This is a genomic window from Paraflavitalea sp. CAU 1676 (assembly GCF_029223285.1).
Classification (GTDB): Bacteria; Bacteroidota; Bacteroidia; order Chitinophagales; family Chitinophagaceae; genus Paraflavitalea.
In genome coordinates, this window is sequence record NZ_JARHUJ010000001.1 from 643742 (window position 1) to 667011 (window position 23270).

Sequence of the window (23270 nt, forward strand, 5' to 3'; positions counted from 1 at the left end):
CGATAAAATATAGCATATGAAAGCAGTAATTATTGAAGACGAACACCTCATTGCCAAAGAGCTGGCCGCGAAGATCAAAAACGTAGCGCCGGATATCACCATCGTCGAAACGCTGCCAAGCATGAAGACGGCCTTCAAATGGTTTATGGAGAATGCCGAGCCGGATGTCCTTTTTATGGACATTCAATTATCCGATGGTGTCAGTTTCGAACTGCTCGATCGTTATGATATCAAGTGCCCGATCATATTTACCACGGCTTATGATGAATACGCCATCAGGGCATTTAAAGTAAATGGGGTCGACTACCTGCTGAAGCCGGTCGATGAAGAGGAGCTGCAAAGGGCCATTGCCAAAAGCAGGGCTATTGTAGAAAGTCAGGCCCGGTATCCTGCACCCATGCAGAAGATACTGCAATCGCTGATGACCAACCAAAGCACCGCGCCTGCTTATAAAGAAAAATTCATTGTACATGTGCGCCACCAGTGGATACCTGTCAATACTAAAGACATCGCCTGCTTTCTGCGCGACAACCTCAACTACATCTACACCTTCGGCGGCGAAAAACATATCCTGGACTTTACCACCCTCGAAGAAGTGGAAGAGTTGCTCGATCCGCAGGTCTTCTACCGGGCCAACCGGCAGGGCATTATACACATCGATTCCATCCAGAGTGTGCGGCCCCATGAAAATCAAAAGCTCACCATCACGCTGAAAGCGCCGTTGAAGATCGATCTCGATATCAGTCGCGAAAAAGCACCCGCCTTTAAGAAGTGGTTTGATCGATAGAGGTGGCAACAAAGCAGGGCTCCATGTCCGCAAACCAAACCTATCTATCTCATTAAAAGCTCCGGTGTGTTTTTACCCAGTCCGTGATGTAGCCGGCAATTTCCTGCGTAGTGGCGCCGGGTGCAAAGAGTTTGCCTACACCCAAAGCGTTAAGTTGTTGCATGTCGTCTTCCGGAATGATGCCGCCGCCGGTGAGCAGTACATCATCCAGGCCCTTCTCTTTCATCAGTTGAATAACCTTGGGGAAAATGGTCATATGGGCCCCGGAGAGAATGCTGATGCCGATGGCATCCACGTCTTCCTGTAAGGCGGCATTTACGACCATGTCGGGGGTTTGACGCAGCCCGGTATAGATCACTTCCATGCCCGCATCACGCAAAGCAGTGGCGATTACTTTGGCGCCACGGTCGTGGCCATCCAGTCCTACTTTAGCAACCAATACCCTTACCGGTCTGTTCAATTGTTCGGTCATATAGCTAGTTTAGAAGGCAGTCGCATTGGCGTACGCTGCCAGGCAATAAATTCAGCAAATCGTTATCGGAAAAATAAGACGCCTGCCCATGGGGCAGGCGCACCATATTAAAGTTGTTGCAAAGCGTTGTTGATCCTTTTTACGGTCTCCGCTTTGCCGATCAGTTCGGCGATGTCGAAAACCCCAGGTCCAAATTTTCCGCCCACCAGCATAATACGCAGGGGCAGCAATACTTCACCGGGTTTGATATTCTTGGCAGCAGCGAGAGCCTTGAAAGAAGTCTCCAGGTCAATGGCTTTCCAGCTTGTGGCTTCCTGTATTTCGTTGGCGGCAGCCTCGAAGAAATCTTTCTTGTCGGCATTCCACTTTGGCTTCACTGCATCGAGATCAAGCTGCGCCGGTGTTTCAAACAGGAACTTCGACTGCTCATAGAAGTCTGTCAGCAATGTACAGCGATCCTTTACCAGGGTCATGACCTTATCGAGGTAAGCTTCGTCGCCAACAGCAATACCCTTGGCTTCCAGAAATGCGCTCACCATCGGGCGATAATGCTCAACCGGCAGCTTTTTGATCCACTCGTGGTTGAACCATTTTGCTTTTTCAAAGTCGAACTTGGCGCCACCTTTGTGAACCCGGTCCATAGAGAACTTCTCAGTCAGTTCGGTGAGCGTGAAGAGTTCCTGTGGAGTGCCATCGTTCCAGCCCAGCATCGCCAACAGGTTCACAAAAGCCTCAGGCAAAAAGCCCAGCTCTCGGAAGCCTGTGGTGAGGTCATTGGTCTTGGGGTCGGTCCAATTCATGGCAAATACGGGGAATCCGAGGCGGTCGCCATCGCGTTTGCTTAATTTTCCATTGCCATCGGGCTTCAGGATCAGCGGCAGGTGCGCCCATTGGGGCATTTCACTTTCCCATCCCAGGTATTTCCACAGCAGCACGTGCACGGGTGCGCTCGGCAACCATTCCTCACCGCGAAAAGCATGCGTTATTTTCATCAGGTAATCGTCTACCACCACGGCCAGGTGATAAGTCGGCATACCGTCAGCTTTCAGTAATACTTTATCATCCACGAGACCAGTATTGAAACTCACCTCGCCACGGATCATATCGGTGAAGGTAACCGTCTCGTTTTCGGGCATGCGGATCCGGATAACGTACGGCACACCGTCTTCGAGCAGGGTTTCCGTCTCCTCGAGCGTCAACGAACACGAGTTGCGCATCTCCAGGCGCACGTTACGATCGTATTGGGGAGTAGGATTTTCAGGCGTCTTGAACCTTTCCCGCATGGTCTCCAGTTCTTCGGGACGGTCAAAGGCATAATAGGCATGGCCGCTCTTTACCAGGCGGTCTGCATATTGGCGATACAGGGATTTTCGCTCGCTTTGACGATAAGGGCCATAGTCGCCGCCCACATGTGGACCTTCGTCTGGCTCCAGGCCACACCATTTAAGGCAGTTGATGATATACTCTTCGGCGCCGGGCACAAAACGGGTTTGATCCGTGTCTTCAATACGCAACACGAAATCTCCTCCATTGCGGCGGGCAAACAGGTAATTGTATAAAACAGTGCGCACACCACCCAGGTGCAGGCCACCTGTTGGACTGGGTGCAAATCGAACACGTACTTTTTTCGCCATAGGGAGCAAAGATAAGGAGTCGCGCGAAGAAGGGATAGGGTTGGGGTAAACCGGGAAAGTACTATTTTAGATGACCGGGCGTTAATATTGCATATGTTCAGGATCATTTTCTTCATAGTGTTGATGGCAGCAGCGGGTACCGTAAGCGGGCAGCTCACCTATAACAACCTGACGGTTGATTATGATAGCACCTGGACATACAAAAACATTAAGATCATCCCCATCAGGCCCAAAGGTGGAGGCACCGGCAGCCCCCGGGGCGCACTTCAACAGCCGGGCCGGCCTCTCCTATCACTTAGCCAGGCACTCAAAAGAGGGCATGCAAAAATTACTGAGCGGGGTACGGCTTCTACCGAAAATGTACATTACCTGCGGATCAACAATTTTACCGATACCGCTATATTCATCGCCTCTGGTGAGGTCATTACCGGCGGGAGGCAGGATCGTATGGTGACCCACGATACCATCATGGTGCCCAATGGCCGCGATCAGTATTTCGATGTGATGTGTGTGGAAGAGGGCCGCTGGAGCAACAAGGAAAAAGCGTTTGGCTATTATGGATACGCCAATCCGTCCCTGCGCAAAGTAGTGGATGCCTCGAAGAACCAGGTATTGGTGTGGAAAGAGATATTCGGACAATTGGAGGGCAATGCCATTAAATCGCCAACGCTGGCCTATACTGCGCGTAAGCAGGACAAAAAATATGTGCTACAGGAAGCGGAATATTTCCGGTATTTCTTCGACAAAATAATGGCCGACAGCAGCATAACGGGTATCGTATGCGTAAGTGGCGATAAAGTGATCGGTACTGATATTTTTGCCGGTAACAATCTTTTCCGGGAAGAGTTGGAACCGCTGTTACGCGGTTACATAGAACAGGCCATTGAAAAGGGAAGCCCGGCTATTGCCACCGATGCTGCCATAAAACAGTACATGGATAAAATACTTACCAGCGAATTTGAACAGGAGCAATACCTGAAGAAGAATGGTAAGATTTTTCGGTTCGAGCAGAAGGTATACCACCTGACGGGCTACGGAGAATAAATTCTGCTACCTTTAGGAAACGATGTTCTACTTTGTAAAAACACCCTGGCTGCTCAAGAAGCTATATCCGCACTGCACCTGGCACGTATCCACACGTGAAAAGATCCTATACCTCACTTTCGACGATGGCCCTCATCCTGTAGCTACCCCATTTGTACTGGATACCCTGAAGGAATACCGGGCTAAAGCCACCTTCTTTTGTATAGGGAAAAACGTGGTGGAGCACCCCGCTATTTATCGCCGCATACTCGACGAAGGGCATCGAACGGCCAACCATACCCACAATCACCTCAACGGCTGGAAAGTAAAGAACGATCAGTATATACACAACATCCTGGAAGCTGCAAAGCATATAGATTCCAACCTATACCGTCCTCCTTACGGTCGCATTACCCGCTTTCAGGTAAAACTCCTCACTGGCATTGAAGCGTATAAAGGTTCCGACCGAAGCTTTAAGATTATTATGTGGGATGTGCTTAGTGGAGATTTTGACACAAAACTTAGCGCAGAGAATTGTTCGCTCAATGTCATCAACAAAACAAAACCGGGTAGCATAATCGTATTTCACGATAGTGAAAAAGCATTTCCGAGAATGCAAAAAGCATTGCCAGATACATTAAAATATTTTGCTGGAAAAGGGTATCGGTTCGAGTCGATTCAATAATAAAAACAATACTGGAAGACTGAAAATTTGTCGGTCGGGGAGTTCCCAAATTTGGAGAAACGGCCTAAAATAATTTGGGCCTGGGTAGACACCCTGGCCCGTTTTTAATCCGTACCCTATGAAAACTGAATTAAAGGTATAATATTTTTTGATTAAACCAAAGATATTTCGAATATCACCCCATTCACCGTGAGGGTGGCTTTCCGGTCACATTGTCCGGTTCCATAATCCAGTACCCCAATTTGGGAATTATTGTGGCTGATGGTGATGGTTCCCTGACTGATGCGCGGACAGGCAAATTTCTTGATCAGGGGGCTGGTGATGGCGGTTTGCCAGTTGAAGGTCTTGTTCGCCTTTACCAGGGTGCCGGTAGCCTGACCCGTTACCGAGAACACATCATCGGCCAGAACGAGTGGGGTCAATTGACCTCCTGTTTGGGTAATGGTCTTCGTGCTGCTCCAGGTACTGTAGTTACCGTTAGGCTTGGCTAGCTTGGCGTTAGTAATGTCAATGGTTAAACTGAGTTTTTCCTGGGTGCTGGCATTGGTCACTTTATGGGTGCCTTCAACCTTGAAACTATCCAGGTAAAAGCCATCGAAAGTGGTTGTGGCGGTGTTCCCGGGTAAAATGAGGCGTCCCGAATACACGATGATCATCTTTCCTTTGCGAACGCGGCCGTCAATACCGGTGCAGCCTGCCCCAAAATCAACGGTAACCTGGAGGGGAAATGCGTTGGATCCGTTCAGCTTAACGGTGCTAACTGTAAAACAAGGAGTGTCCTCGGTGCCGTTTTCCTTTCCGTTGCTGGGTGCGGAGGCAGTTCTGGCAAAAACACCGGTGCCGCCAATGGCAACATCGCTGTTGACACCCAACACGTTATTTAGAACATCGTCAAAAACGGCTTCCGATTCTGCATCGGCCTGAGAGCTGTTGGTAGCGATTTCCTGCTGTTCGGCCTGATTCGTAGATGAATTGTCGTCTTTTTTACAGCCTGTAAATACAACGGCCAGCAGGAGGGCAGCCGCCACGGAGGCTTTCAAGAGGTTGTTGGTTTTCATAAAATCGAGATTGATAATTAGTATTTAACGTCCTGAGACGGAACAATGAGGTGATAGTTTAAAAAATCTTCAATTATTTTTGCGGCGAGAAATAGTGGAATAAATGCAAATTATTGATACTCATTGCCATTTGTACGGCAATTCATTTTTGAGCGATATCGACGCCGTAATAGCCCGGGCCGAAACAGAGGGGGTAGAGAAGTTTTACCTGCCGGCCATCGATAGCGAAACCCACCAGGCCATGATCGATCTGGAAACCCGGTTCCCCGGCAAGTGCATCGCCATGATGGGTTTGCACCCCTGTTCGGTGCAGGAAGACTACCAAAAAGAGCTGGCGATCGTGGAAGAATGGCTGGCGAAAAGGCCGTTTACGGCGGTAGGGGAGATTGGGCTGGATTACTACTGGGACCGTTCCTGGGATGCTCAGCAGGCCGAAGCCTTCCACCGGCAGATCGAGCTGGCATTACACTATAAATTGCCCATTGTGATCCATTCGCGCGAGTCGATGGAAGAATGTATCGCGATTGTGCGGGAGCACCAGAAAGGTGCCCTGGGGGGCATATTCCATTGTTTTACGGGCACGGCCGACCAGGCACAGCGCATTATCGATGCGGGGCTGTACCTGGGCATTGGGGGCGTGCTTACCTATAAAAAATCGCCCCTGCCCGAGGCGTTGGCTGGGATACCCCTGGAAGCGATGGTGCTGGAAACGGATGCGCCCTATTTGCCGCCGGTGCCCTTTCGCGGAAAAAGGAACGAAAGCAGCTACCTGAAATACATTATTGAGAAGCTGGCGGAGGTAAAAGGAGTGTCAAAAGAGGAGGTCGCAAAAATAACTACGGCCAATGCCCAAAAAATATTCGGTTGATAGGGTGCGAAACTGTATTTTTGCAACCCATTTTTAAAGGAGCAATCCCCGAATGGAAGTTTCAATAGCCGGAGACGTGTCCGAGTGGTTGAAGGAGCACGCCTGGAAAGTGTGTATACTCGAAAGGGTATCGCGAGTTCGAATCTCGCCGTCTCCGCTCACAAGAATTAAGTAAAACCAACTTAAGGTAATAAAACCTGCAAAATCACTGTTTTGCAGGTTTTTTGCTTTTTAAGCCAACCTGCATTTCAAGCGGACAAATCCGTCCTTCTCACGCGAACTTTCTCCAAAAGAAGAGCTGCGATCGGAGGTAATACTTGGAAGATAAAATGCACCCGACGACGGCAACATCCGCCAAAGCTGGCGGAAACGTCAGATCGCAGGTGTCTTGAGTATTGTAGTTCTCCCCCCAGGAATATAACATGATGGAGTGCCCGGCCCTCTCCGATACAGCAAATTGTTGTTGCGCTTCCAGGTAGCAGTTTCGCACTTTTAACTATCAAATCATATGAAGCAGGTCAAACTAAAAGCCGGTCTCATCGTAGCCATCGTAGCTTGCTCAACGATCATGTTGCATGCGCAAAATAAAAAGCCCAATATCCTGGTGATATGGGGAGATGATGTCGGTTATTGGAACATCAGTGCCTATAACCTGGGTATGATGGGCTATAAAACACCCAACATTGACCGAATAGCTAAAGAAGGCGCACTATTTACCGACTGGTATGGACAACAAAGTTGTACGGCAGGTCGTGCCTGCTTTATCACGGGACAGGTAGGATTCCGTACGGGCATGCTGAAAGTTGGGCTACCCGGAGCAAAAGAAGGCCTGCAGGCCCGGGATGTAACCATCGCGGAGTTGTTGAAGGGACAAGGCTATGTTACAGGTCAGTTCGGTAAAAATCACTTGGGCGATGCCGATGCAACCCTGCCTACAGCGCATGGGTTTGACGAATTTTATGGATCGCTCTATCACCTCAATGCCGAACAGGAGCCGGAAAACCCCGACTATTTTAAAGATCCGGAACTCCGTAAGAAGTATGGAACGCGTGGTGTGCTCCACACCTGGGCCAATCCCGATGGAACACAAAAAATAGAACTAACGGGAGCGCTGAGTACCAAACGCATGGAAACCGTTGATGAGGAGTTCACCAGAGAAGCGCTGAGGTTCATGACCGACGCCAGCAAGTCGGGCAAGCCCTTCTTCTTGTGGTGGAATTCTACCCGGATGCACATCTTTACGCATCTGAAAAAGGAAAGTGAAGGAAAGACCGGGCTAGGTACCTACCCGGATGGAATGGTAGAACATGATGCCATGGTGGGTCAGTTGCTCGATAAGCTGAAAGAACTCGGCCTGGATGAAAACACGATCGTAATGTATTCCACCGACAATGGCGCTGAAAAATTTACCTGGCCTGATGGCGGAACATCCCCCTTTCGGGGAGAGAAAAATACAAACTGGGAAGGCGGCTATCGGGTGCCTTGCGCCATTCGCTGGCCGGGCGTCATAAAGCCGGGCACCATCAACAATGATATATTTGCACATGAAGACATGCTGCCTACATTGCTCGCCGCGGTGGGCGTATCCGATGTGAAAAATCAATTGCTTAAAGGCATGAAGGTGGGTTCCAAAACCTTTAAAGTGCATCTTGATGGATACAATATTACAGATGCCCTGGCCGGTAAAACGCCAAGTCCACGCAAGGAATTTTTCTATTTCAACGATGATGGTTCGCTGGTAGGCCTGCGTTACAATCAATGGAAAATTGTCTTCGCTGAACAAAGAGCCGAAGGATTTGACGTTTGGCAGGAACCTTTCGTGCCGTTACGTTTGCCAAAAGTATTTAATCTCCGATCCGATCCATTTGAGGAAGGGGATAAAGAAGCAATGGACTACGGACATTGGCGAGCAGATCGTATATTCCTCCTGGTCCCTGCCCAGGAATACGTCGGTAGGTTTCTTGCCTCCTTTAAAGAATTTCCGCCCAGTCAGAAACCCGGCAGTTTCAGCATTGACGATGCGCTGGAGAAGTTGCAGCAATCCGGTAATAATTAATATATATACTTCGGAAAAATCATTGGTATACCCATTGGGGTGTTGGAATGCTTCGTGTTCATTTGTGGGATCTTTTTTGTGTCATGACATAACCTGACATTACCTGACACCCCGAAGCATTCGATTGTACGGCTCCGTAAATTTGTGTTGAGCAAGCCGCCCGCAGGCACCCGGCCCGTGGCGCTCCCGTACCCGTTCCGTACCGCTCCCGTACCAGTCCCGTATAAATAGCACAACTTTTGAAACAGCCTCATTTTCACTAAAAATGAACAGGCATGGAGTGTCCCTGCGCAATTACCGGCTCCACGACAATCACGCCAGCACCTGCTGCTTCACCGACATCGGCGAACACCCATAACGCTGACGAAAAGCCCGGCTGAAATGAGAAATGTTTTCAAACCCGCTGTCGAAAGCAGCTTCCGTTACCGTTTTATCGAGGCGCGACAGCAAATACATGGCATGATCCAGCCTTTTCTCCAGGAGCCACTTGCCAGGCGAAGTTTGGAATAAACGCTGAAAATCCCGCTTAAAGGCCGAAAGACTACGCGCACTCAAACGGGCAAATTCCTCCAGCCGCAGGTTATAGCAAAAGTTATCTTCCATCACCCTGCGCATAGAAACCCCCTGCGGCTCCTGCAGCAGCGACGCAAAAAAAGCATTAAGCGCTCTATTCTGCGGATTATCGGCCATCGTTAAGATCACCTCCTTAAATTTCAGTTCCAATAAGGAAGCATCCGGTTCCTGCGCAGCATCGAAGTGCAATAACATGGATTGAAAAAATGCCTGCACCGCCTCATTGCGCTCTACTTGCATCACCCGGTCGAAAGTCGAACCGGAAGCGGCGATCGGCCTGCTTCTCGACCGGATCACTTCCCGGATAAAATCATCCGGCATAAAAAAAACCAGTACGCAGAACGTTGAATCTGTAAAGTGCTCCACAATGCAGGCGCCCTTACGCACAAACACACAATTCCCTTTATTCAATTCAAACGAACCCTCAGCAGTATGCCACACCCGCCTGCCCTCGATGATATACACCAGGTAGTTGTTGTGGCTCCAGAAATTATCAAACTTCGTTTGATAATGGCAATTGATCTGTGTGATCAATGCCTCCCTGCAATTGAATTGCCGGTAGTAGGCGGGATTCTCCGCAATTTTTGAGTAGAGGTTGTACACGATCGAATGATTAGACCATAAATGTACACCTCCGAAAAACCGTTCCCAATCCCTCAAAGCGGTGAGTCGATACAAAAAAAGGGTCACCTTCACGAAAGAAGGCAGACCCTTGTGTTAGGACCTCTACTACTAACTATTCGATAGTGAAATTGGATGGGAGACTGGCTTTGAGGATGTTCTCGGCAGCTTTCTTACCCTGCACCAAACCTGCATCGATCGAAGGTTGATAATGGATGCCTGCATACAACCTTGAAATGCCCGCCTCAATCGCAATGCTATGAAAATCATTGTACGACCGTGGTGCAAAGCCCATATAATCATACGTATGATCCACAATGCTATGCACCTCCGGGAATAGGGACTGAAGCACCACCGCAGCGCCCGCCGATAAAGAGGAGTGGGCCGAAGGATACTCAGGATGTGGCGGCGTGTTCAGGTAGGAGTTCCAGCCGGCATCACCGATCACATCCCTGATATAGGTAATGGGGCGCACCAGGTTATAAGTGTACTTGGCCTGGAAACAACCGATCAAAGCATCGTTGACAGCCGCACCAGAAAGCGCATAGGCCAATGCAGCCTTTGCCAAAGACGTTTTCTTGCTTTGCAAAGTTTGTAAAAGAACACTCACCCAGTGGCCCGGAGATGTAACACCCGGTACGTCGCGCCAGAAGATCGCCATGTCCTTTTGCTGTTGGGTAAGCGTTTGAGAAGCATCGTGCACTTTCTTTACCATCAGGTAGAAAGGAGAGCCGGGATCTGTAGAATAAGCCAGCGGTGCCGGAGCAGCGGCATTCGTCAAACTACCGATGACCACCGTGCGGTTTTCGCCCCAGTAAGGAGTGGAAGCCGCAGCATTGGTAGGTGGCGTTGGTTTCCATTTCCCATCACCCACCGGTGGCGTATAAGCCCTGCTGGCATTCTTGTAGCCATCAGTCTCACTCCAGCTGTACACAGCAGTAGCCACGCTTTTGCCAAAATCGGCAGCAGCCTTGATCCGGTCTGCAGGCGAGGTCTTAAGAAAATTTTCGTTCAGCGTTTGCTCCAGCGAGTCGATAGAGGCTTTGTCGCCCGCACTCGCATTGGGGAATAAAGAACGATTGATCGCAGCCAGCGACGCATTCACACTGGCGGGCCAGTAATATTTGATGTTGCTTGAAGCCTGCGGAAGACCAGTCAGGCCATTCCATTTTTTAGTATACTGCTGACTGCCAGCTACACCCGGAGCAACACTTTCCCATGCCGCAATGCCACTGTACGCATAATGCCTGGAGAAAGCCTGGTTGGGAACACCCGTTGTATTTTTCATTAATCGCAATTGCAGGTTCATCCACTTTTCAATGACCTCCGATCCAAAAGAGGAAGGCGAACCTGGTTTGCCGGGGTGATGTTGCCACACATCATCCAGCTTGTTACATCCGCTAAAAATAGTAATGGCCATTAAAGCCGGCAACACGCGGGCAAATGAACGCCCGTTCTTCTTGTTGATTGTTGAATACATAATCCTTATGGTATTTGATAGTTAAGAGATCGAAACTGTTCTTGCAGAACAGGTCATTCACAGGATGTATCATGCATGCAAATTGGGACTAATTGTGAGGTTTCGTTTGTCTGTAGAGTCCGCAAACTGTGCTGAAAAGTCCATGCTTTCCGCCTGACCAAAAACCACTAAATTAGATCAATGAACGAATTTGCAGCCAGAGAGCACGCTGTCAGCATATTAGCCGCCGCCATACACGCCGTACAACCGGCGAACCTATTGCCGCAATACCTGAAAGTGGGGATACGCGAAAAGTTCATCGATAAGGAATCCCTGTACAATACATCCGGAAATACCTATGTGATCGGTGCAGGCAAAGCGGCTGCAGCCATGGCGCTGGTTACCGAGCAATTGCTCGGCGATCATATCAAAGAAGGATTGGTAACGACTAAATATGATCATTCCCTCGCTACTAAAAAGATCCGCATCATCGAAGCCGCTCACCCCGTGCCCGATCAACAGGGAGTAAGCGCTGTAACGGAAACAATACAGTTGTTAAAAAAAGTTACCACCAACGACACCGTAATCTGTCTCATCAGCGGTGGAGCTTCTGCGCTTTGGTGCGATGTGCCTGAGGGCATAACCCTACCGGAAGTGCAAAGACTATTTGATCAGTTGATTCGTTCTGGCGCATCGATCGCAGAGATCAATACCGTGCGCAAGCATCTCTCAGCCATCAAAGGCGGCCAGTTGATACGTCGCTGCAATGGAGCCAGGGTACATGCCCTGATCATCAGTGACGTGCCGGGCGATGACTTGTCTGTGATTGCCAGCGGACCAACCGTAGCTGATCACACAACCTTTACTGATGCATGTGAAGTGCTGCATCGTTATCAGCTATGGGCGCACCTGTCCGTTGCAATAAAACAATATCTGGAGGAAGGCCGCAACGGCCAGCGTGCTGAAACGCCCAAGCCAGGTGATCCCTTATTTAAGCAAACCTCCAACACGATCATCGGCAGCAATAGCATGGCCCTCGAAGCAGCCGCGGCCCACGCAACGGCGATTGGGTACCACACAGAGATTGATCCACATTTCGTGACCGGCAACGCCGAAGAAGCTGCCCGTCAACTGGTGCAAAAAGCCCTGGCGTACAAAGGTCCCTTGCCTGTCTGCTTACTCCAGGGTGGCGAAACCACCGTACAGGTAAAGGGAAAAGGACTGGGAGGAAGGAATCAGCATTTTGTATTGGCTGCACTTCAAGCAATACAAGGCAGCGTCGATCAGTCGCGCACCTCGAAGCTCACCATCCTGAGTGGTGGCACCGACGGAACCGACGGCCCTACCGATGCCACCGGCGCCATCGGCGATCGGCATACCCTCGATCGCGCCGCTGAAGCAACGCTTAACCTCGGGACTTACCTTGCTGACAACGATGCCTATCATTTTTTTCAACGAACGAACAGCCTGGTAATTACCGGACCTACACAAACCAACGTGATGGACATCATGATGGCCATCATTGAAAAATAAGAAAGGATGACCAATACCTACTATCTGCTCTTTTTGTTGATCCTTAGCATCGGATTCATCATCTGGATCACGGCTTACAAAAAAGTAAATGCCTTCTTCGCATTGCTGCTGGCAGCCTTGGCAGTGGGTATACTTAGCGGATTGCCCCTCGATAAAATATTGACAACCCTCAAAGCAGGCTTTGGACATACGATGGAGAAGATCGGACTACTCATCCTCTTCGGCACAACGCTCGGTGTGATATTGGAGAAAACCGGCGCCACCATCAGCATGGCCAATGCCATACTGCGACGGGTAAAAGAAACCAATGCGCCAGCAGCCATCGCCATCACCGGGTTCATCGTGGGCTTACCCATCTTTTGCGATAGCGGCTTTATCATCCTCAGTGGTCTCAACCATTCGCTGGTTAAGAAAACACATTTCCGCATGCCCGTAATGGCGGCCGTGCTGGCAACTTCGCTTTATGCTGTGCATTGTCTGGTGCCGCCGCATCCCGGCATTACCGCAGCAGTAGGCACCGCAGGAGGCAACCTCGGCATGGTCATGTTGTGGGGTATCGTGCTGGCGATACCGGCTGCGCTGGTAGGTTATGTTTGGAGCGTAACGCGCGGCGCAAAGGTCGCACATGAGTACATAGAGCCAGAAGTATTGGAGCAGCCCAAAGGGCAACTGCCGCCAGCACACTTGGCCTTTCTACCTGTAGTCATACCAATAGGGTTGATCGCATTTAGATCGATCATGGCAGTCGTAGGTGTACAGGAGCACGCAGCAGGCGGCTTCCTGGCCAATTTCGTCGTATTCATCGGCGATCCGGTGATCGCGCTGGCCATTGGGATACTGGTATCATTTGCACTCATCAAAAAGGAAGACAAAAAGGAATGGAGTCACTGGCTCACCAATGGGGTTGAAAAGGCAGGCATGATCCTCGCCATCATCGCAGCCGGTGGTATGTTTGGAGAAATGCTGCAGGCAACCGGGATGGGTAAAAACCTGGGGCAATTATTAGGCGGTCTGTCACTCGGCATCTTTTTCCCATTCCTCATCACCGCCATCCTGAAAACGGCACAAGGCTCATCAACGGTGGCCGTCATTACAGCAGCATCGATCGTAACACCACTCTTTGCAACACTCGGCATACATACACCCACCGGCCTCACCCTGGCCATCCTTAGCATGGGCGCGGGCAGCATGGTCGTTAGCCACGCCAACGATGCCTACTTCTGGGTCATCAGCCGTTTCTCCAATCTCGAAACAGCCGCAACCCTTAAAACCTACAGCATCGCTACCTTGCTGATGGGTATAACAGTGCAGCTGCTTATTTGGGTACTTTTTATCGCATTTGCCTAGCCGCAAACCCACCCTTACTTGGTCTTGATCCGCTTGGTATCGCCCCGCACGGTCAGCACAGGATGTTCCACCACGGCGCGGAATTCATATTCACGACCTTTTTCAAGTCCTGCCAAATTGATAGAGTAAGCCCCTTCTTTATCCACCGGCAATACCTCCGATTTCAGCCAGGTAGTACTGTATAGGTTCTCTGCAAAACCAGCATAGGGCCGGTATTCAAAATATACTTTTATTTGGGCCGCATCACCCTTCTTGACCAGGCGGCTGTCGAGTTTCAAGCCCTCGGCAGTAGCCGAACTGCGAAGTGTTTCGATCACCGGCGGATCAAGCGCTGGCAAAACGTTCTCCAGCTTTACCGTGATCGGGTTGGGCCATTTATAGTTGTCATACACCCGCTGCGCCCGTGCAACCGAAATGTGCAGCCCATCAGCCTGTTGTTGAAAGCGAGAGCGTACGTCGAGGCCATTGTTGTATTCAGTAACCAGGTCATTTTGTCCCAGCACACTGATCTTTGTCTGCGGAGTAATTTTAATGGAACCGATCACAAACTCCTTGCGAGCGCCCTTGGGCCATTCAGGAATACCGGTCAACACTGCATATACAGTACGCTTGTCTTTAGAGGCCGTGAACCAGATATTCTGTTCATTGGTAACGATCCAGGGACGAACGCTTTCAATCGCTTCATGATTGATGAAATGCCAGGCCGCTACTTCTCTTAATTGTGTTTCCTGTTCGTAAGGGATATAGCCGTCCGGGTGAGGGCCAACGTTCAATAAGAAGTTGCCGCCCTTGGCTCTTGCTTCTACCAGTAGTTCTATCAATCGGCCACCGGGTTTAATATCATCGTGGGTAGGCTTGTAATTCCATTGCGTACCCATCGTAACGCAAGACTCCCAAAACTCATCCAGGGCTACGCCGGGTAGCGTTTGCTCGGGTGTATTGACAGCCCCACGGGTGATCACCACAGATGGCTGCAGCTTCCAGGCCACCTCCTTGCAGGGTTCCTTGGGTTCTCCGTCGATAAACAAAACATCGATCTTGCCGAATTGAGAGAACAGTTCCGCAGTTTGCTTTTTTACAAGATCATCGTAAGCATCCTGAGTAGCTTTGTCGAATTTGATATCTCCCCGCTGTACTACGATCTTACGGTCATGCAGGAATTTGAAATCTTCCGGAGAATAATATAGTCCCACAGCCAACCCTGCCTTCCTCACGCCGTCCACATATTTTTTGAGCAGGTCGGCTTTGTAGGGCGTATTGGTGATCTTGAAGCTGGTCGTCTTTGTATCCCAGAAGCAAAAGCCCGAATGGTGTTTGGCTGTGAATACAACATATTTCATGCCCGCCAGCCTGGCCAGTTTGGCAATGGCAAAAGCATCAAACTTAGCAGGGTCGAAGGTCTGGGGTAACTCGTTATAATATCGCTGAACATAATCTTCCGAGGCGCCCACCAGCGAGTGACTGATCGTAATACCCAGTTGTGCATCCACATTGAAGTGAATGAACATGCCAAAGCCAAGGTCGCGCAGCCATTCCTGCCGTGCGGGAGTGTTCTTGTTGCCGCCGAACCGGTTGTCATTCTGTTCTTTTTGAGCAAACAGTGGTTGGGTAGATAAAACGAAAGCAAAAATGCCAATGGCGCAGGAGCGTAGCAAAGCAGTCATATCGGATCTGGTTGTATTGAATGTAGGTGTTGCCCGCAACTAAAGCATAATAATTCTTCGGGGCTCCCGGAGAAACAGCTTTTTATTCAACTGGATTAGCATGCCCTGCCCCATCCACCACAGCCACTTAATTCATGTTGCGACCCGCACAGCCCACAAACCGAACTCCGCCGCCCGCCCGCAATGTCCCCGCCTCACTTCCCCACACTATCCTTCTTAAGCGTCGCCATGATCCGGCTGGTCTCGTCCGGATAGACCCTGATAAGATGGGTGCGGATCAGGTCCGGGGTCGGACTGCTTTGCCCGTTCGTCAGTAACGTGATCTTGTTCGAAGCCTGTTCGGGCATATGGCAATCGATGCAACGCTGAGTCAAGGTACTGACAGGTAAAGACTGCAAAGTGCAAAACTGCTGACCGGCAGGTGCATGACAGGTCATACACTTGGCCGAAAGCGCTGCAAGGTTATTGCGTTCGGTCGTATGCGGATTATGGCAAGAAGAACAATTCATGTCCTTGCTTTTGCGAAAGCAGGCACTGGCTGTGAACAGCTGGTATTGATTGCCGTGCACATCCATCTCTTCCGCTTTGGTGCTTCGCGTAAAATCAGGATAATAATAGTCGGTTAGCACATCGCCAGGCTTAAATTCAAAGGGCGACTTTTGCGGCGTCTTTAAACCCGAATGGCATAGCGCACATTGATCGAGCTTAGCCTGGTTATTCAGGGTCGCCATCTTCATAATGTGCATCGCCTGCTTCTCCGCAGGATGCTCCTGGTGAAAGTTCACATGCGTAGCCGCCGGGCCGTGGCAACGCTCGCAGTCGATGCCATAAATAACCTGGTTGTCTTCAAAAGACTCAACAGCCGTTACTCCCTGTTGCTTAACTTCTTTAATGCCCACCATCGAACTGTGACAACCGAAACAGGTGCTCGGGATCACCCGGTCAAATTTTGGATGGGTAGCCGGAAACCCCGGACTGTTCGCCCAGCTGTGCGCCGGAATGAAATAAGACACAGGCAGTTGAAAGTACTGGCCGCCCTTCCAATACAGGTAGGTTTGCGCCTTCCTGCCCGACCCGATCGCAATATCAAAAGGATAACTGCCTTGAATAGCACCGTTTAGGTAACCGGTCTGGAACAAACCATCCGCCCGGTCTTCCATCACCACTTTTGCCTGGGCAGTATAATTAAATACATTATCCGTAGGGGAAAAAGAGCCCTTGACTGTCTTATTGGTAGCCGGGCTCGAAGTATGAAAATGAGCCGTGCTGACATAGGAGTCATACACGGACCTGTGGCAATTGGCGCAGGTCGATGAGCCGGCATACTGGGCTCCCCGCAGATCCTTGGTGCTGCCTCCGCTGTCTACGCATTGCGAAAAGAAAGCCACGCCGGCAGTGAGCAATATGATGATGGAAAGCAGTCGTTTGGTCATATCCCTGAAATGATCTTAAATATAAGGAACCCTCGCCTTATTCACAATTCAAGGGAGCGATACAACAGTTCAAAGGAAATTGGTAGGCCCTCACCAGCCCATGAGCCACATTTGTACCAGGAAACCGAAAACCTGAGTGTAGACCATAAAAACAAAAAAGTTGACCATGAGAACACTAACCATGTTGGCCACCCTGTTGATAGGAACAGGGTATACGACGGTCGCAACCAATACCAGTGAGGGCGAATTCAAACTGGTGAAGTCCGATAAGGTGGTATCCCTGTACGAACGGTGGATACCCGGCTCGGGAGGAGAACAGGTGAGGGAGGTCAAAGCCCTGTTTGAAGTAAAGACCGGAATAGAAGCAGCCATCACCTTACTAACCGATCAGGCCAAAGGCAAAGAGTGGAATGCCCAGGCAGAGCAATACAAGGTACTTTCATCGGGCAACCGGAACCAGTGGATAACCTATACCCGCTACAGCGTGCCCTGGCCATTCGGCGATCAGGATTGTTGCCTCTCGCATCACGTTAGTAAAGATCCCAACAACCCGAGAGCGGGAACTATCTATTTTGAAAGCATCGATCATATACAGTTTCCCGTAAAGACCTCGGTAACCCGCATACAGGGCACCAAAGGCCGGTGGGTGTTTGAGGAGATCCGCCCTGGTACTATCAGTGTTGCCTATATCGTATCCACCAACCGGAGCAAAAAGCTGCCCCGCTGGGTAACTGACCCCATCGTGCGCAATAACTTGTTCACCACCATGACCACCTTCAGGAGCCTGCTCGAAAAGGGATAACGCAACAGGAAGTGCCATTTAAAATAAAAGAACCAACAAAGCTGCTGCCAGCGTGTTGATAAAGTTCACCGCATCGTTATGGAGAATATGCCTGCGCTCAAGCGTAGCGCCCAATAAGGAGTCGAGCAGGTTGCCAAAAGTACCAGCCGCGACTATTAGCAGGAAGGAAGCGCCCCAACCCTCAAATAAACAATAGAGAAAGGCGATCAACGCACTGCCGGCAACACCGAGTAAAGTGCCCTCGATACTGATCACGCCATCAAGGCCACGGCGATCGCTGCGAAAGGTAAGGATGTTGAAGAAGCGGCGTCCATACACCATGCCCAGTTCCGAAGAACTGGTGTCGGCAGCTGCCGACGAAAGGCTGGCAGCCATCATCAGCGTGTAAAGGTCCTTTCGTTCATGGTCGACGATTGCCAAAATGCCGAGTAGTGCAGCCACACCACCATTGGCCAATACCTGTCCTGCCTGGCGCCTTTCTGTATGCGTAGCGGAGCCCGGCAGTAAGGCCTTCAGGTCTTTTTGATGTTTCGTCGCCAGCACACCCAGCACAAAGAAAGCTGTCAGCATAACAAAACCCGCATAGCCACCTCCGGCAAAAACGGCCACACCAACCAGCCCCGCCACGACCGACGCAGGCAACGTCAGCTTACCGCGTTGATAACTCAACACGGCGCCGAACAGAATGACAAGGCCGATGATGAAAAAGCCAATTAAAGAAAGGGAAGAAGACGTCACGCCGCTAAACTAACGAAATCATCTTCATTTTAACTTTTCGTAAATACAATAATTTACGGCGCACACCGTTTTTGCGCCCGTCATTTCATTACGCTGCACCAACTCCTGTTTATCTTAAGGAATTCATAAAGGCTGCGCCGGTGGGGCGTTTTAAGGTTTCTTTATCACTCCTCAGGTTCAAATCCATTTACATTTATTCCGAAATGAACCACCCTGCATTTTTAAGCATTTACAACCCGACTAATTATGAAGAAACGTCCAGGCGATTTTTGGGGAGCTATGAAAAACTGGCTCATCCCGGAAAGTACCCGGGAGATACCCATGCCGCTCACCAACAATGATATGCTGAATGAGTTGGTGGATTGTTTCGACGGATCATGCAAAACAGAATCGGTGGGCGCCAGTCTGGTATTCAATATGCACTTCCTGGTCATCCTGCATCCCGATGTCTACGAGCAACGTCTTCCCTCATTTCCGGTGGTGGTAAAAGAAGCAGTCAAGCTGTTCTACAAAAAACTCCAGGCATATAAAAAGAACTTCGAAGAGCTGTCACCCGTCTCCTCTCACTGGCAATTCAGGTTTGGGCCGGCTACTGATTTCAACGGCGAAACCATTAGTCCCTACGATATCAGGGTAGTGGGTATGTTAACTGGTATAAGGACAGGTTCCATGGGAGCCGAACGAAGGCATACGGCTAAAGTAACTATGAAGTCGAAAGCCACCAATGTATTTGATAAGATGGATATCAACCTCGATGTATTGAGGCATATTCACTTTGCGGAGAGCGGCAACTTCACCGTCAAGTTCAGCAATGACCTTACCCTGGGCGGTGGCTCCCTGTTACGGCAGGCACGCAACAGCGATAACGGCTTCGCCAGGATCGAATACTTTCTGGGAGATAAGAACAAGTCGGATGTCTATATCATGAAAGATACAGAGATCGTTATCGCCCGCCGTGAACCGGAAAACCAGGGCTACAACAATTATCTCCTGATAGATTCGACCTACGTGTCCAACCCCCATGCCCGCATCAGGCTCAACGAGGCAACCGGCAAGTTCCAGATAGCGGCCTTCAGTGCCAACGAAACCCGGGTCAACGAAGTGGTGATCGCAAGAAGCGAGGTAAGCATGCCCCGTTGGTTCGACCTCGAACCCCAAAGCCAGATACTGTTGAATGGCATCATAACCCTTGAATTCAAACAACAATAATATGGGAGCGTTGGTCACTACATCCCTGTTGCTGGCATTCGTTGTGTTTGTATTGATCAGGCATTTCAAAAAACTGCCCCGATAAAATGAAGAACATCCTCATAAACGGCAATACCGATCCGGGTAAACGACGCAAGGAGAACCAGGACGCCTGGATCGCCCGCCAGCTTTGGTCGGCCGATAACGCCCTGCTCGTGGTGATCGATGGGGTGGGTGGATACATGGGGGGCGAAAAGGCAGCAGCGATAGCGAAAGAAAGCATCGAGCAATACATGCAGCACCCCAAAGGGGATACGCTCACCATGTTGCGCGAAGCAGTCATCTACGCCAACAACCGGATCGTAGAGGAACGAAAAAATGATCAGCTGCTCAGCGAAATGTGCTGCGTGCTGACGGCAGTAGTAGCGGACGAAGCCAGTCAGTCGGTATACTATGTGCACGTAGGCGATACCCGGTTGTACCGGTTTCGCGCCGGCAACTTGCAAAAGCTCACGCGCGACCATTCATTTGTAGGCATCCGGGAAGATGCCGGCGAAATGACCGAAATGGAAGCTATGAACCATCCCCACCGCAACCAGATACTCCGCGAAGTAGGCTCGGCAACGCACCGGCTCGATGATGAAGACTTCATAGACTACGGCCGCGAAGAACTGTTGCCCGGCGATCACCTGTTGCTTTGCAGCGATGGCCTTACCGATATGATCACCAGCCGGCAGGTAACCACCATTTTGTCGACCAGGCAGCCGCTGGGACATAAAGTGAATAGTCTCATCGCACTGGCCAATGAAATGGGTGGCAATGATAACATAACAGTAGTATTGTTCAAATTGAAGCCGGCTCCCGCCAAAAAGCAACTGACGGTGTCGGCGCCCGTTCCCAAACCAGCCACGGCAACCTTGCGGGAAACACCGGGGATAGCGGAGCTCGTCGAAGCATCTGCAACGGTCAATGATACGCCGACTTCCGCGGCTACGGAGCAGCCACGTCAGGAGATCCTCAACAAAAAAAGACCCGGCACCTGGGTCAAAGTGTATATCACAGCGTTGAGTCTTTTATTGATAGCCATCATTGGGTGGTACTTCACGCCACCGCGCAATATCGAAGTAATGCCGCCTGCCACGCTGCCCATCGACAGTATCCGCACCGGCACATCCGTACGGGTCAACCACACCGCAGTGCCCGGTCCTGTAGTGATAGAAAGTATTGATACGCTCCGGATCAACGGCACCCGGAGCTGGAGCAGTATTCAACATCACCTCGACAGCACGGGCAAAGCCCTGGTGTTGATGCCGGCAAAAAAAACGAACACCCGCTTCGCCGCTATCGAGATCAGCGACCGCAGCGCAAAGCCGGGCGATACCCTGGTAGTAAAGAACATCCGTTTCCAAAGTTTTGAAACGGCTATTCGTGTTCTGGTCCCGGTGGTCATCAAAACCGATAACCTCTCATTTGAAAATATCAAATATCCATTCCTGCATCTTGTGAAAGCCGACAGCAGCCATTCCTCCCAATTGATCATGAACAACGTCAAGCGATAAATCATGGCTACTTCGATCTTTAAAGAATATTTTAAAGGCTACGAGATCCTCGGCGAGCTGGGCAGGGGTAACGCGCGTGTGTTAAAAGCGCGCAGTGTCCACAACGGCGAACTGGTGGCCATCAAGCACTTTGCATTCAATACTGATCCCGATACGCTGCGCCGCTTTCAACGCGAGTCGGAGATCATGAAATCCATACAGCACGAACACATCGTCAAAATACTGGAAGTACACCTCGATGCCGAGTTGCCCTACATTGTCATGCAACTCATCGAAGGAGGCGACCTGCGCAGTCTGCTCAGGAAGCACAATACACTCGATATACCTACCGTCATCAGGTTGGCCCATCACCTTACCGAAGCGCTGGATGCCATCCATGCCAATGCAGTGGTACACCGCGATGTAAAGCCGGAGAACATCATGTACCGGCGCCTGCCCACGGGTGAGATCCATTTCCTGCTCACCGATTTTGGGATCGCCAAGTTACGCGAGCAGTCGGATGGATTAACGGTTACTGGCGCCTCCATGCTTACTTACGACTACGCATCGCCCGAACAGTTCAATCAGTCGAAGAATGTGTCTACACCCACCGATTATTATTCACTGGGCGTAGTATTGTATGAATGCCTCACCGGCGTGGTGCCATTCGAATATGAGCAGGACGACCTGCTCATGCACATCAACCGCGTGATCGCATCGCCGATCCCCAAACCACAACTGCCGCCCGATACGTCCATGCCGCCCAGTTTGCAAATGTTGCTGGAAGGTCTGATGACCAAACAGGGATCTTACCGCCTCGCCGATCCTGTCCAGGTACGTCAGCTATTAAAGTTGGCAGCTATCGAAGACCTCCGCGGCATCAGAACCTGGGCGCCGCCTGTCGATGAGACCCGTACGGTAAGATTCGTGCCGCCACCGAAACCAACACCATCTAAGAAAAGGGACATCACATTTATTGCAGTGGTGCTCCTGCTCATCAGCGCCGCAGTATTCTTTTCCTGGACAACCCTTGTACGGTCCCAGGCAAATGCGGCAGAAACAGAAGGGCCCGATCTTAAGCCAACGAGGGTACAGGAAATACAGTATGCCTCGGTGGGCGGAAAAAAGAAAATACCCGGAAATGTCATTCAGTCGCCTACAGTAGAGCCGCCATCGGGTACTGTGGAGGAACAGCCAACCACCAACAACCACCAGCCGGGTATAGCATTGAACCACGGTATCTACTACAATGACTTCAGCGAGCCGGTAGACAGTGTGTGGGATATTGGCCGCGATGAGACCAGCGAATTCAACCTGGCCGATGGCAAGTATGTAATGAAAGGGTATGCCGATAGTCTGAGCTATTCTACGGCAGTAAAGTTTAACCTCGATACCCATAAGGATTTTACCATGTCGGTCAATGCCACCCATTGGGGCGATAGCGCTGGCGATCCCTTTGGCCTCAATTTCTGCGGCGATCAGCAGCAGGACGCGTGGTTCGTCTTTTACATCACCTCCAATGGTTATTATTCAATTGGTACACTCGTGAAAGACGAATGGAATGTGATCGTAGACTGGACAGCATCGTCGATCATCAGGCCCGATGCTGGAATGAACATGCTGACTGTAGAAAAACAAGGTAGCAGCTTGCGTTTTCTCATCAATGACCGGCTCGAAAAAACTTTGACCTATAATGGAGGCTTCGGCAATTACTTTGGCCTCCGCGTTGATGGAGCACAAACCGTATCATTTGATCAATTGATCGTAAAAGGATCACAATAAAACACCAGG

General features: G+C 50.4%; 19 protein-coding genes and 1 tRNA gene. 12 read left to right on the forward strand and 8 right to left on the reverse strand.

Annotated features, from left to right (window positions below):
* Positions 1-16: 16 nt before the first annotated feature.
* The gene (locus tag P2H89_RS02665; RefSeq protein WP_275824944.1) at positions 17-787 is read left to right on the forward strand and encodes a LytTR family DNA-binding domain-containing protein; all 771 of its coding nucleotides are present in this window, start codon (positions 17-19) and stop codon (positions 785-787) included.
* A 52-nt stretch (positions 788-839) separates the two neighbouring features.
* Here P2H89_RS02665 and P2H89_RS02670 read toward each other — a convergent pair whose 3' ends face one another.
* On the reverse strand, positions 840-1259 hold the full coding sequence (locus P2H89_RS02670) for a cobalamin B12-binding domain-containing protein (protein WP_275824945.1): 420 nt from the start codon (positions 1257-1259) through the stop codon (positions 840-842).
* A gap of 107 nt (positions 1260-1366) precedes the next feature.
* Positions 1367-2893, reverse strand: coding sequence for a glutamate--tRNA ligase (gene gltX, locus P2H89_RS02675; protein ID WP_275824946.1), 1527 nt, complete (start codon positions 2891-2893; stop codon positions 1367-1369).
* A 93-nt stretch (positions 2894-2986) separates the two neighbouring features.
* Here gltX and P2H89_RS02680 point away from each other — a divergent pair, with 93 nt between their 5' ends.
* Together P2H89_RS02680 and P2H89_RS02685 are read left to right on the forward strand one after the other, a co-directional pair.
* Positions 2987-3937, forward strand: a complete 951-nt coding sequence (locus P2H89_RS02680) for a DUF6569 family protein (protein ID WP_275824947.1) — start codon at positions 2987-2989, stop codon at positions 3935-3937.
* Positions 3938-3959: 22 nt separating this feature from the next.
* On the forward strand, positions 3960-4601 hold the full coding sequence (locus P2H89_RS02685) for a polysaccharide deacetylase family protein (RefSeq protein WP_275824948.1): 642 nt from the start codon (positions 3960-3962) through the stop codon (positions 4599-4601).
* Positions 4602-4753: 152 nt separating this feature from the next.
* Here the strand turns inward: P2H89_RS02685 and P2H89_RS02690 are convergent, their stop codons facing one another.
* Entirely contained in the window at positions 4754-5659 is a 906-nt protein-coding gene (locus P2H89_RS02690) for a hypothetical protein (protein WP_275824949.1), read from the reverse strand.
* Positions 5660-5762: 103 nt separating this feature from the next.
* Between P2H89_RS02690 and P2H89_RS02695 the strand changes: the two genes are divergently transcribed.
* From P2H89_RS02695 to P2H89_RS02705, 3 genes are all read left to right on the forward strand, one after another.
* Positions 5763-6527, forward strand: coding sequence for a TatD family hydrolase (locus tag P2H89_RS02695; protein WP_275824950.1), 765 nt, complete (start codon positions 5763-5765; stop codon positions 6525-6527).
* 70 nt (positions 6528-6597) lie between these two features.
* Positions 6598-6684: transfer RNA gene (locus tag P2H89_RS02700), tRNA-Ser, on the forward strand.
* 351 nt (positions 6685-7035) lie between these two features.
* Positions 7036-8583, forward strand: a complete 1548-nt coding sequence (locus P2H89_RS02705; RefSeq protein WP_275824951.1) for an arylsulfatase — start codon at positions 7036-7038, stop codon at positions 8581-8583.
* A 312-nt stretch (positions 8584-8895) separates the two neighbouring features.
* Here P2H89_RS02705 and P2H89_RS02710 read toward each other — a convergent pair whose 3' ends face one another.
* Positions 8896-9759 (reverse strand): AraC family transcriptional regulator, encoded by an 864-nt coding sequence (locus tag P2H89_RS02710; RefSeq protein WP_275824952.1) that lies wholly within the window; start codon positions 9757-9759, stop codon positions 8896-8898.
* A gap of 133 nt (positions 9760-9892) precedes the next feature.
* Complete coding sequence (locus tag P2H89_RS02715; RefSeq protein WP_275824953.1) at positions 9893-11257, reverse strand: vanadium-dependent haloperoxidase; 1365 nt, start codon at positions 11255-11257, stop codon at positions 9893-9895.
* A 180-nt stretch (positions 11258-11437) separates the two neighbouring features.
* Between P2H89_RS02715 and P2H89_RS02720 the strand changes: the two genes are divergently transcribed.
* A complete protein-coding gene (locus P2H89_RS02720) occupies positions 11438-12769 on the forward strand; it encodes a DUF4147 domain-containing protein (protein WP_275824954.1) in 1332 nt (443 codons plus the stop codon).
* Between the two features lie 6 nt (positions 12770-12775).
* A complete protein-coding gene (locus P2H89_RS02725) occupies positions 12776-14116 on the forward strand; it encodes a GntP family permease (RefSeq protein ID WP_275824955.1) in 1341 nt (446 codons plus the stop codon).
* 14 nt (positions 14117-14130) lie between these two features.
* On the opposite strand, the gene P2H89_RS02730 is transcribed toward P2H89_RS02725, so the two are convergent.
* On the reverse strand, positions 14131-15780 hold the full coding sequence (locus tag P2H89_RS02730) for an alpha-L-fucosidase (protein ID WP_275824956.1): 1650 nt from the start codon (positions 15778-15780) through the stop codon (positions 14131-14133).
* Between the two features lie 194 nt (positions 15781-15974).
* The gene (locus P2H89_RS02735; protein WP_275824957.1) at positions 15975-17213 is read right to left on the reverse strand and encodes a multiheme c-type cytochrome; all 1239 of its coding nucleotides are present in this window, start codon (positions 17211-17213) and stop codon (positions 15975-15977) included.
* Positions 17214-17379: 166 nt separating this feature from the next.
* Here P2H89_RS02735 and P2H89_RS02740 point away from each other — a divergent pair, with 166 nt between their 5' ends.
* Complete coding sequence (locus P2H89_RS02740; RefSeq protein WP_275824958.1) at positions 17380-18015, forward strand: START domain-containing protein; 636 nt, start codon at positions 17380-17382, stop codon at positions 18013-18015.
* Positions 18016-18033: 18 nt separating this feature from the next.
* On the opposite strand, the gene P2H89_RS02745 is transcribed toward P2H89_RS02740, so the two are convergent.
* Entirely contained in the window at positions 18034-18753 is a 720-nt protein-coding gene (locus P2H89_RS02745) for a DUF92 domain-containing protein (protein WP_275824959.1), read from the reverse strand.
* Positions 18754-18999: 246 nt separating this feature from the next.
* Between P2H89_RS02745 and P2H89_RS02750 the strand changes: the two genes are divergently transcribed.
* From P2H89_RS02750 to P2H89_RS02760, 3 genes are all read left to right on the forward strand, one after another.
* Complete coding sequence (locus P2H89_RS02750) at positions 19000-19962, forward strand: hypothetical protein (RefSeq protein WP_275824960.1); 963 nt, start codon at positions 19000-19002, stop codon at positions 19960-19962.
* Positions 19963-20048: 86 nt separating this feature from the next.
* The gene (locus tag P2H89_RS02755; RefSeq protein ID WP_275824961.1) at positions 20049-21500 is read left to right on the forward strand and encodes a protein phosphatase 2C domain-containing protein; all 1452 of its coding nucleotides are present in this window, start codon (positions 20049-20051) and stop codon (positions 21498-21500) included.
* Between the two features lie 3 nt (positions 21501-21503).
* Positions 21504-23261: a serine/threonine-protein kinase gene (locus tag P2H89_RS02760; RefSeq protein ID WP_275824962.1), complete on the forward strand. Its 1758-nt coding sequence runs from the start codon at positions 21504-21506 to the stop codon at positions 23259-23261.
* The last annotated feature ends 9 nt before the right edge of the window (positions 23262-23270 follow it).

Bases quoted from the DNA above. Each gene is read 5' to 3' on its own strand.
- P2H89_RS02670 (WP_275824945.1), bottom strand. From the start codon at position 1,259: ATGACCGAACAATTGAACAGACCGGTAAGGGTATTGGTTGCTAAAGTA.
- P2H89_RS02740 (WP_275824958.1), top strand. From the start codon at position 17,380: ATGAGAACACTAACCATGTTGGCCACCCTGTTGATAGGAACAGGGTAT.
- P2H89_RS02690 (WP_275824949.1), bottom strand. From the start codon at position 5,659: ATGAAAACCAACAACCTCTTGAAAGCCTCCGTGGCGGCTGCCCTCCTG.
- gltX (WP_275824946.1), bottom strand. From the start codon at position 2,893: ATGGCGAAAAAAGTACGTGTTCGATTTGCACCCAGTCCAACAGGTGGC.
- P2H89_RS02735 (WP_275824957.1), bottom strand. From the start codon at position 17,213: ATGACCAAACGACTGCTTTCCATCATCATATTGCTCACTGCCGGCGTG.
- P2H89_RS02730 (WP_275824956.1), bottom strand. From the start codon at position 15,780: ATGACTGCTTTGCTACGCTCCTGCGCCATTGGCATTTTTGCTTTCGTT.
- P2H89_RS02680 (WP_275824947.1), top strand. From the start codon at position 2,987: ATGTTCAGGATCATTTTCTTCATAGTGTTGATGGCAGCAGCGGGTACC.
- P2H89_RS02705 (WP_275824951.1), top strand. From the start codon at position 7,036: ATGAAGCAGGTCAAACTAAAAGCCGGTCTCATCGTAGCCATCGTAGCT.
- P2H89_RS02760 (WP_275824962.1), top strand. From the start codon at position 21,504: ATGGCTACTTCGATCTTTAAAGAATATTTTAAAGGCTACGAGATCCTC.
- P2H89_RS02725 (WP_275824955.1), top strand. From the start codon at position 12,776: ATGACCAATACCTACTATCTGCTCTTTTTGTTGATCCTTAGCATCGGA.
- P2H89_RS02750 (WP_275824960.1), top strand. From the start codon at position 19,000: ATGAAGAAACGTCCAGGCGATTTTTGGGGAGCTATGAAAAACTGGCTC.
- P2H89_RS02695 (WP_275824950.1), top strand. From the start codon at position 5,763: ATGCAAATTATTGATACTCATTGCCATTTGTACGGCAATTCATTTTTG.
- P2H89_RS02720 (WP_275824954.1), top strand. From the start codon at position 11,438: ATGAACGAATTTGCAGCCAGAGAGCACGCTGTCAGCATATTAGCCGCC.
- P2H89_RS02715 (WP_275824953.1), bottom strand. From the start codon at position 11,257: ATGTATTCAACAATCAACAAGAAGAACGGGCGTTCATTTGCCCGCGTG.
- P2H89_RS02755 (WP_275824961.1), top strand. From the start codon at position 20,049: ATGAAGAACATCCTCATAAACGGCAATACCGATCCGGGTAAACGACGC.
- P2H89_RS02685 (WP_275824948.1), top strand. From the start codon at position 3,960: ATGTTCTACTTTGTAAAAACACCCTGGCTGCTCAAGAAGCTATATCCG.
- P2H89_RS02665 (WP_275824944.1), top strand. From the start codon at position 17: ATGAAAGCAGTAATTATTGAAGACGAACACCTCATTGCCAAAGAGCTG.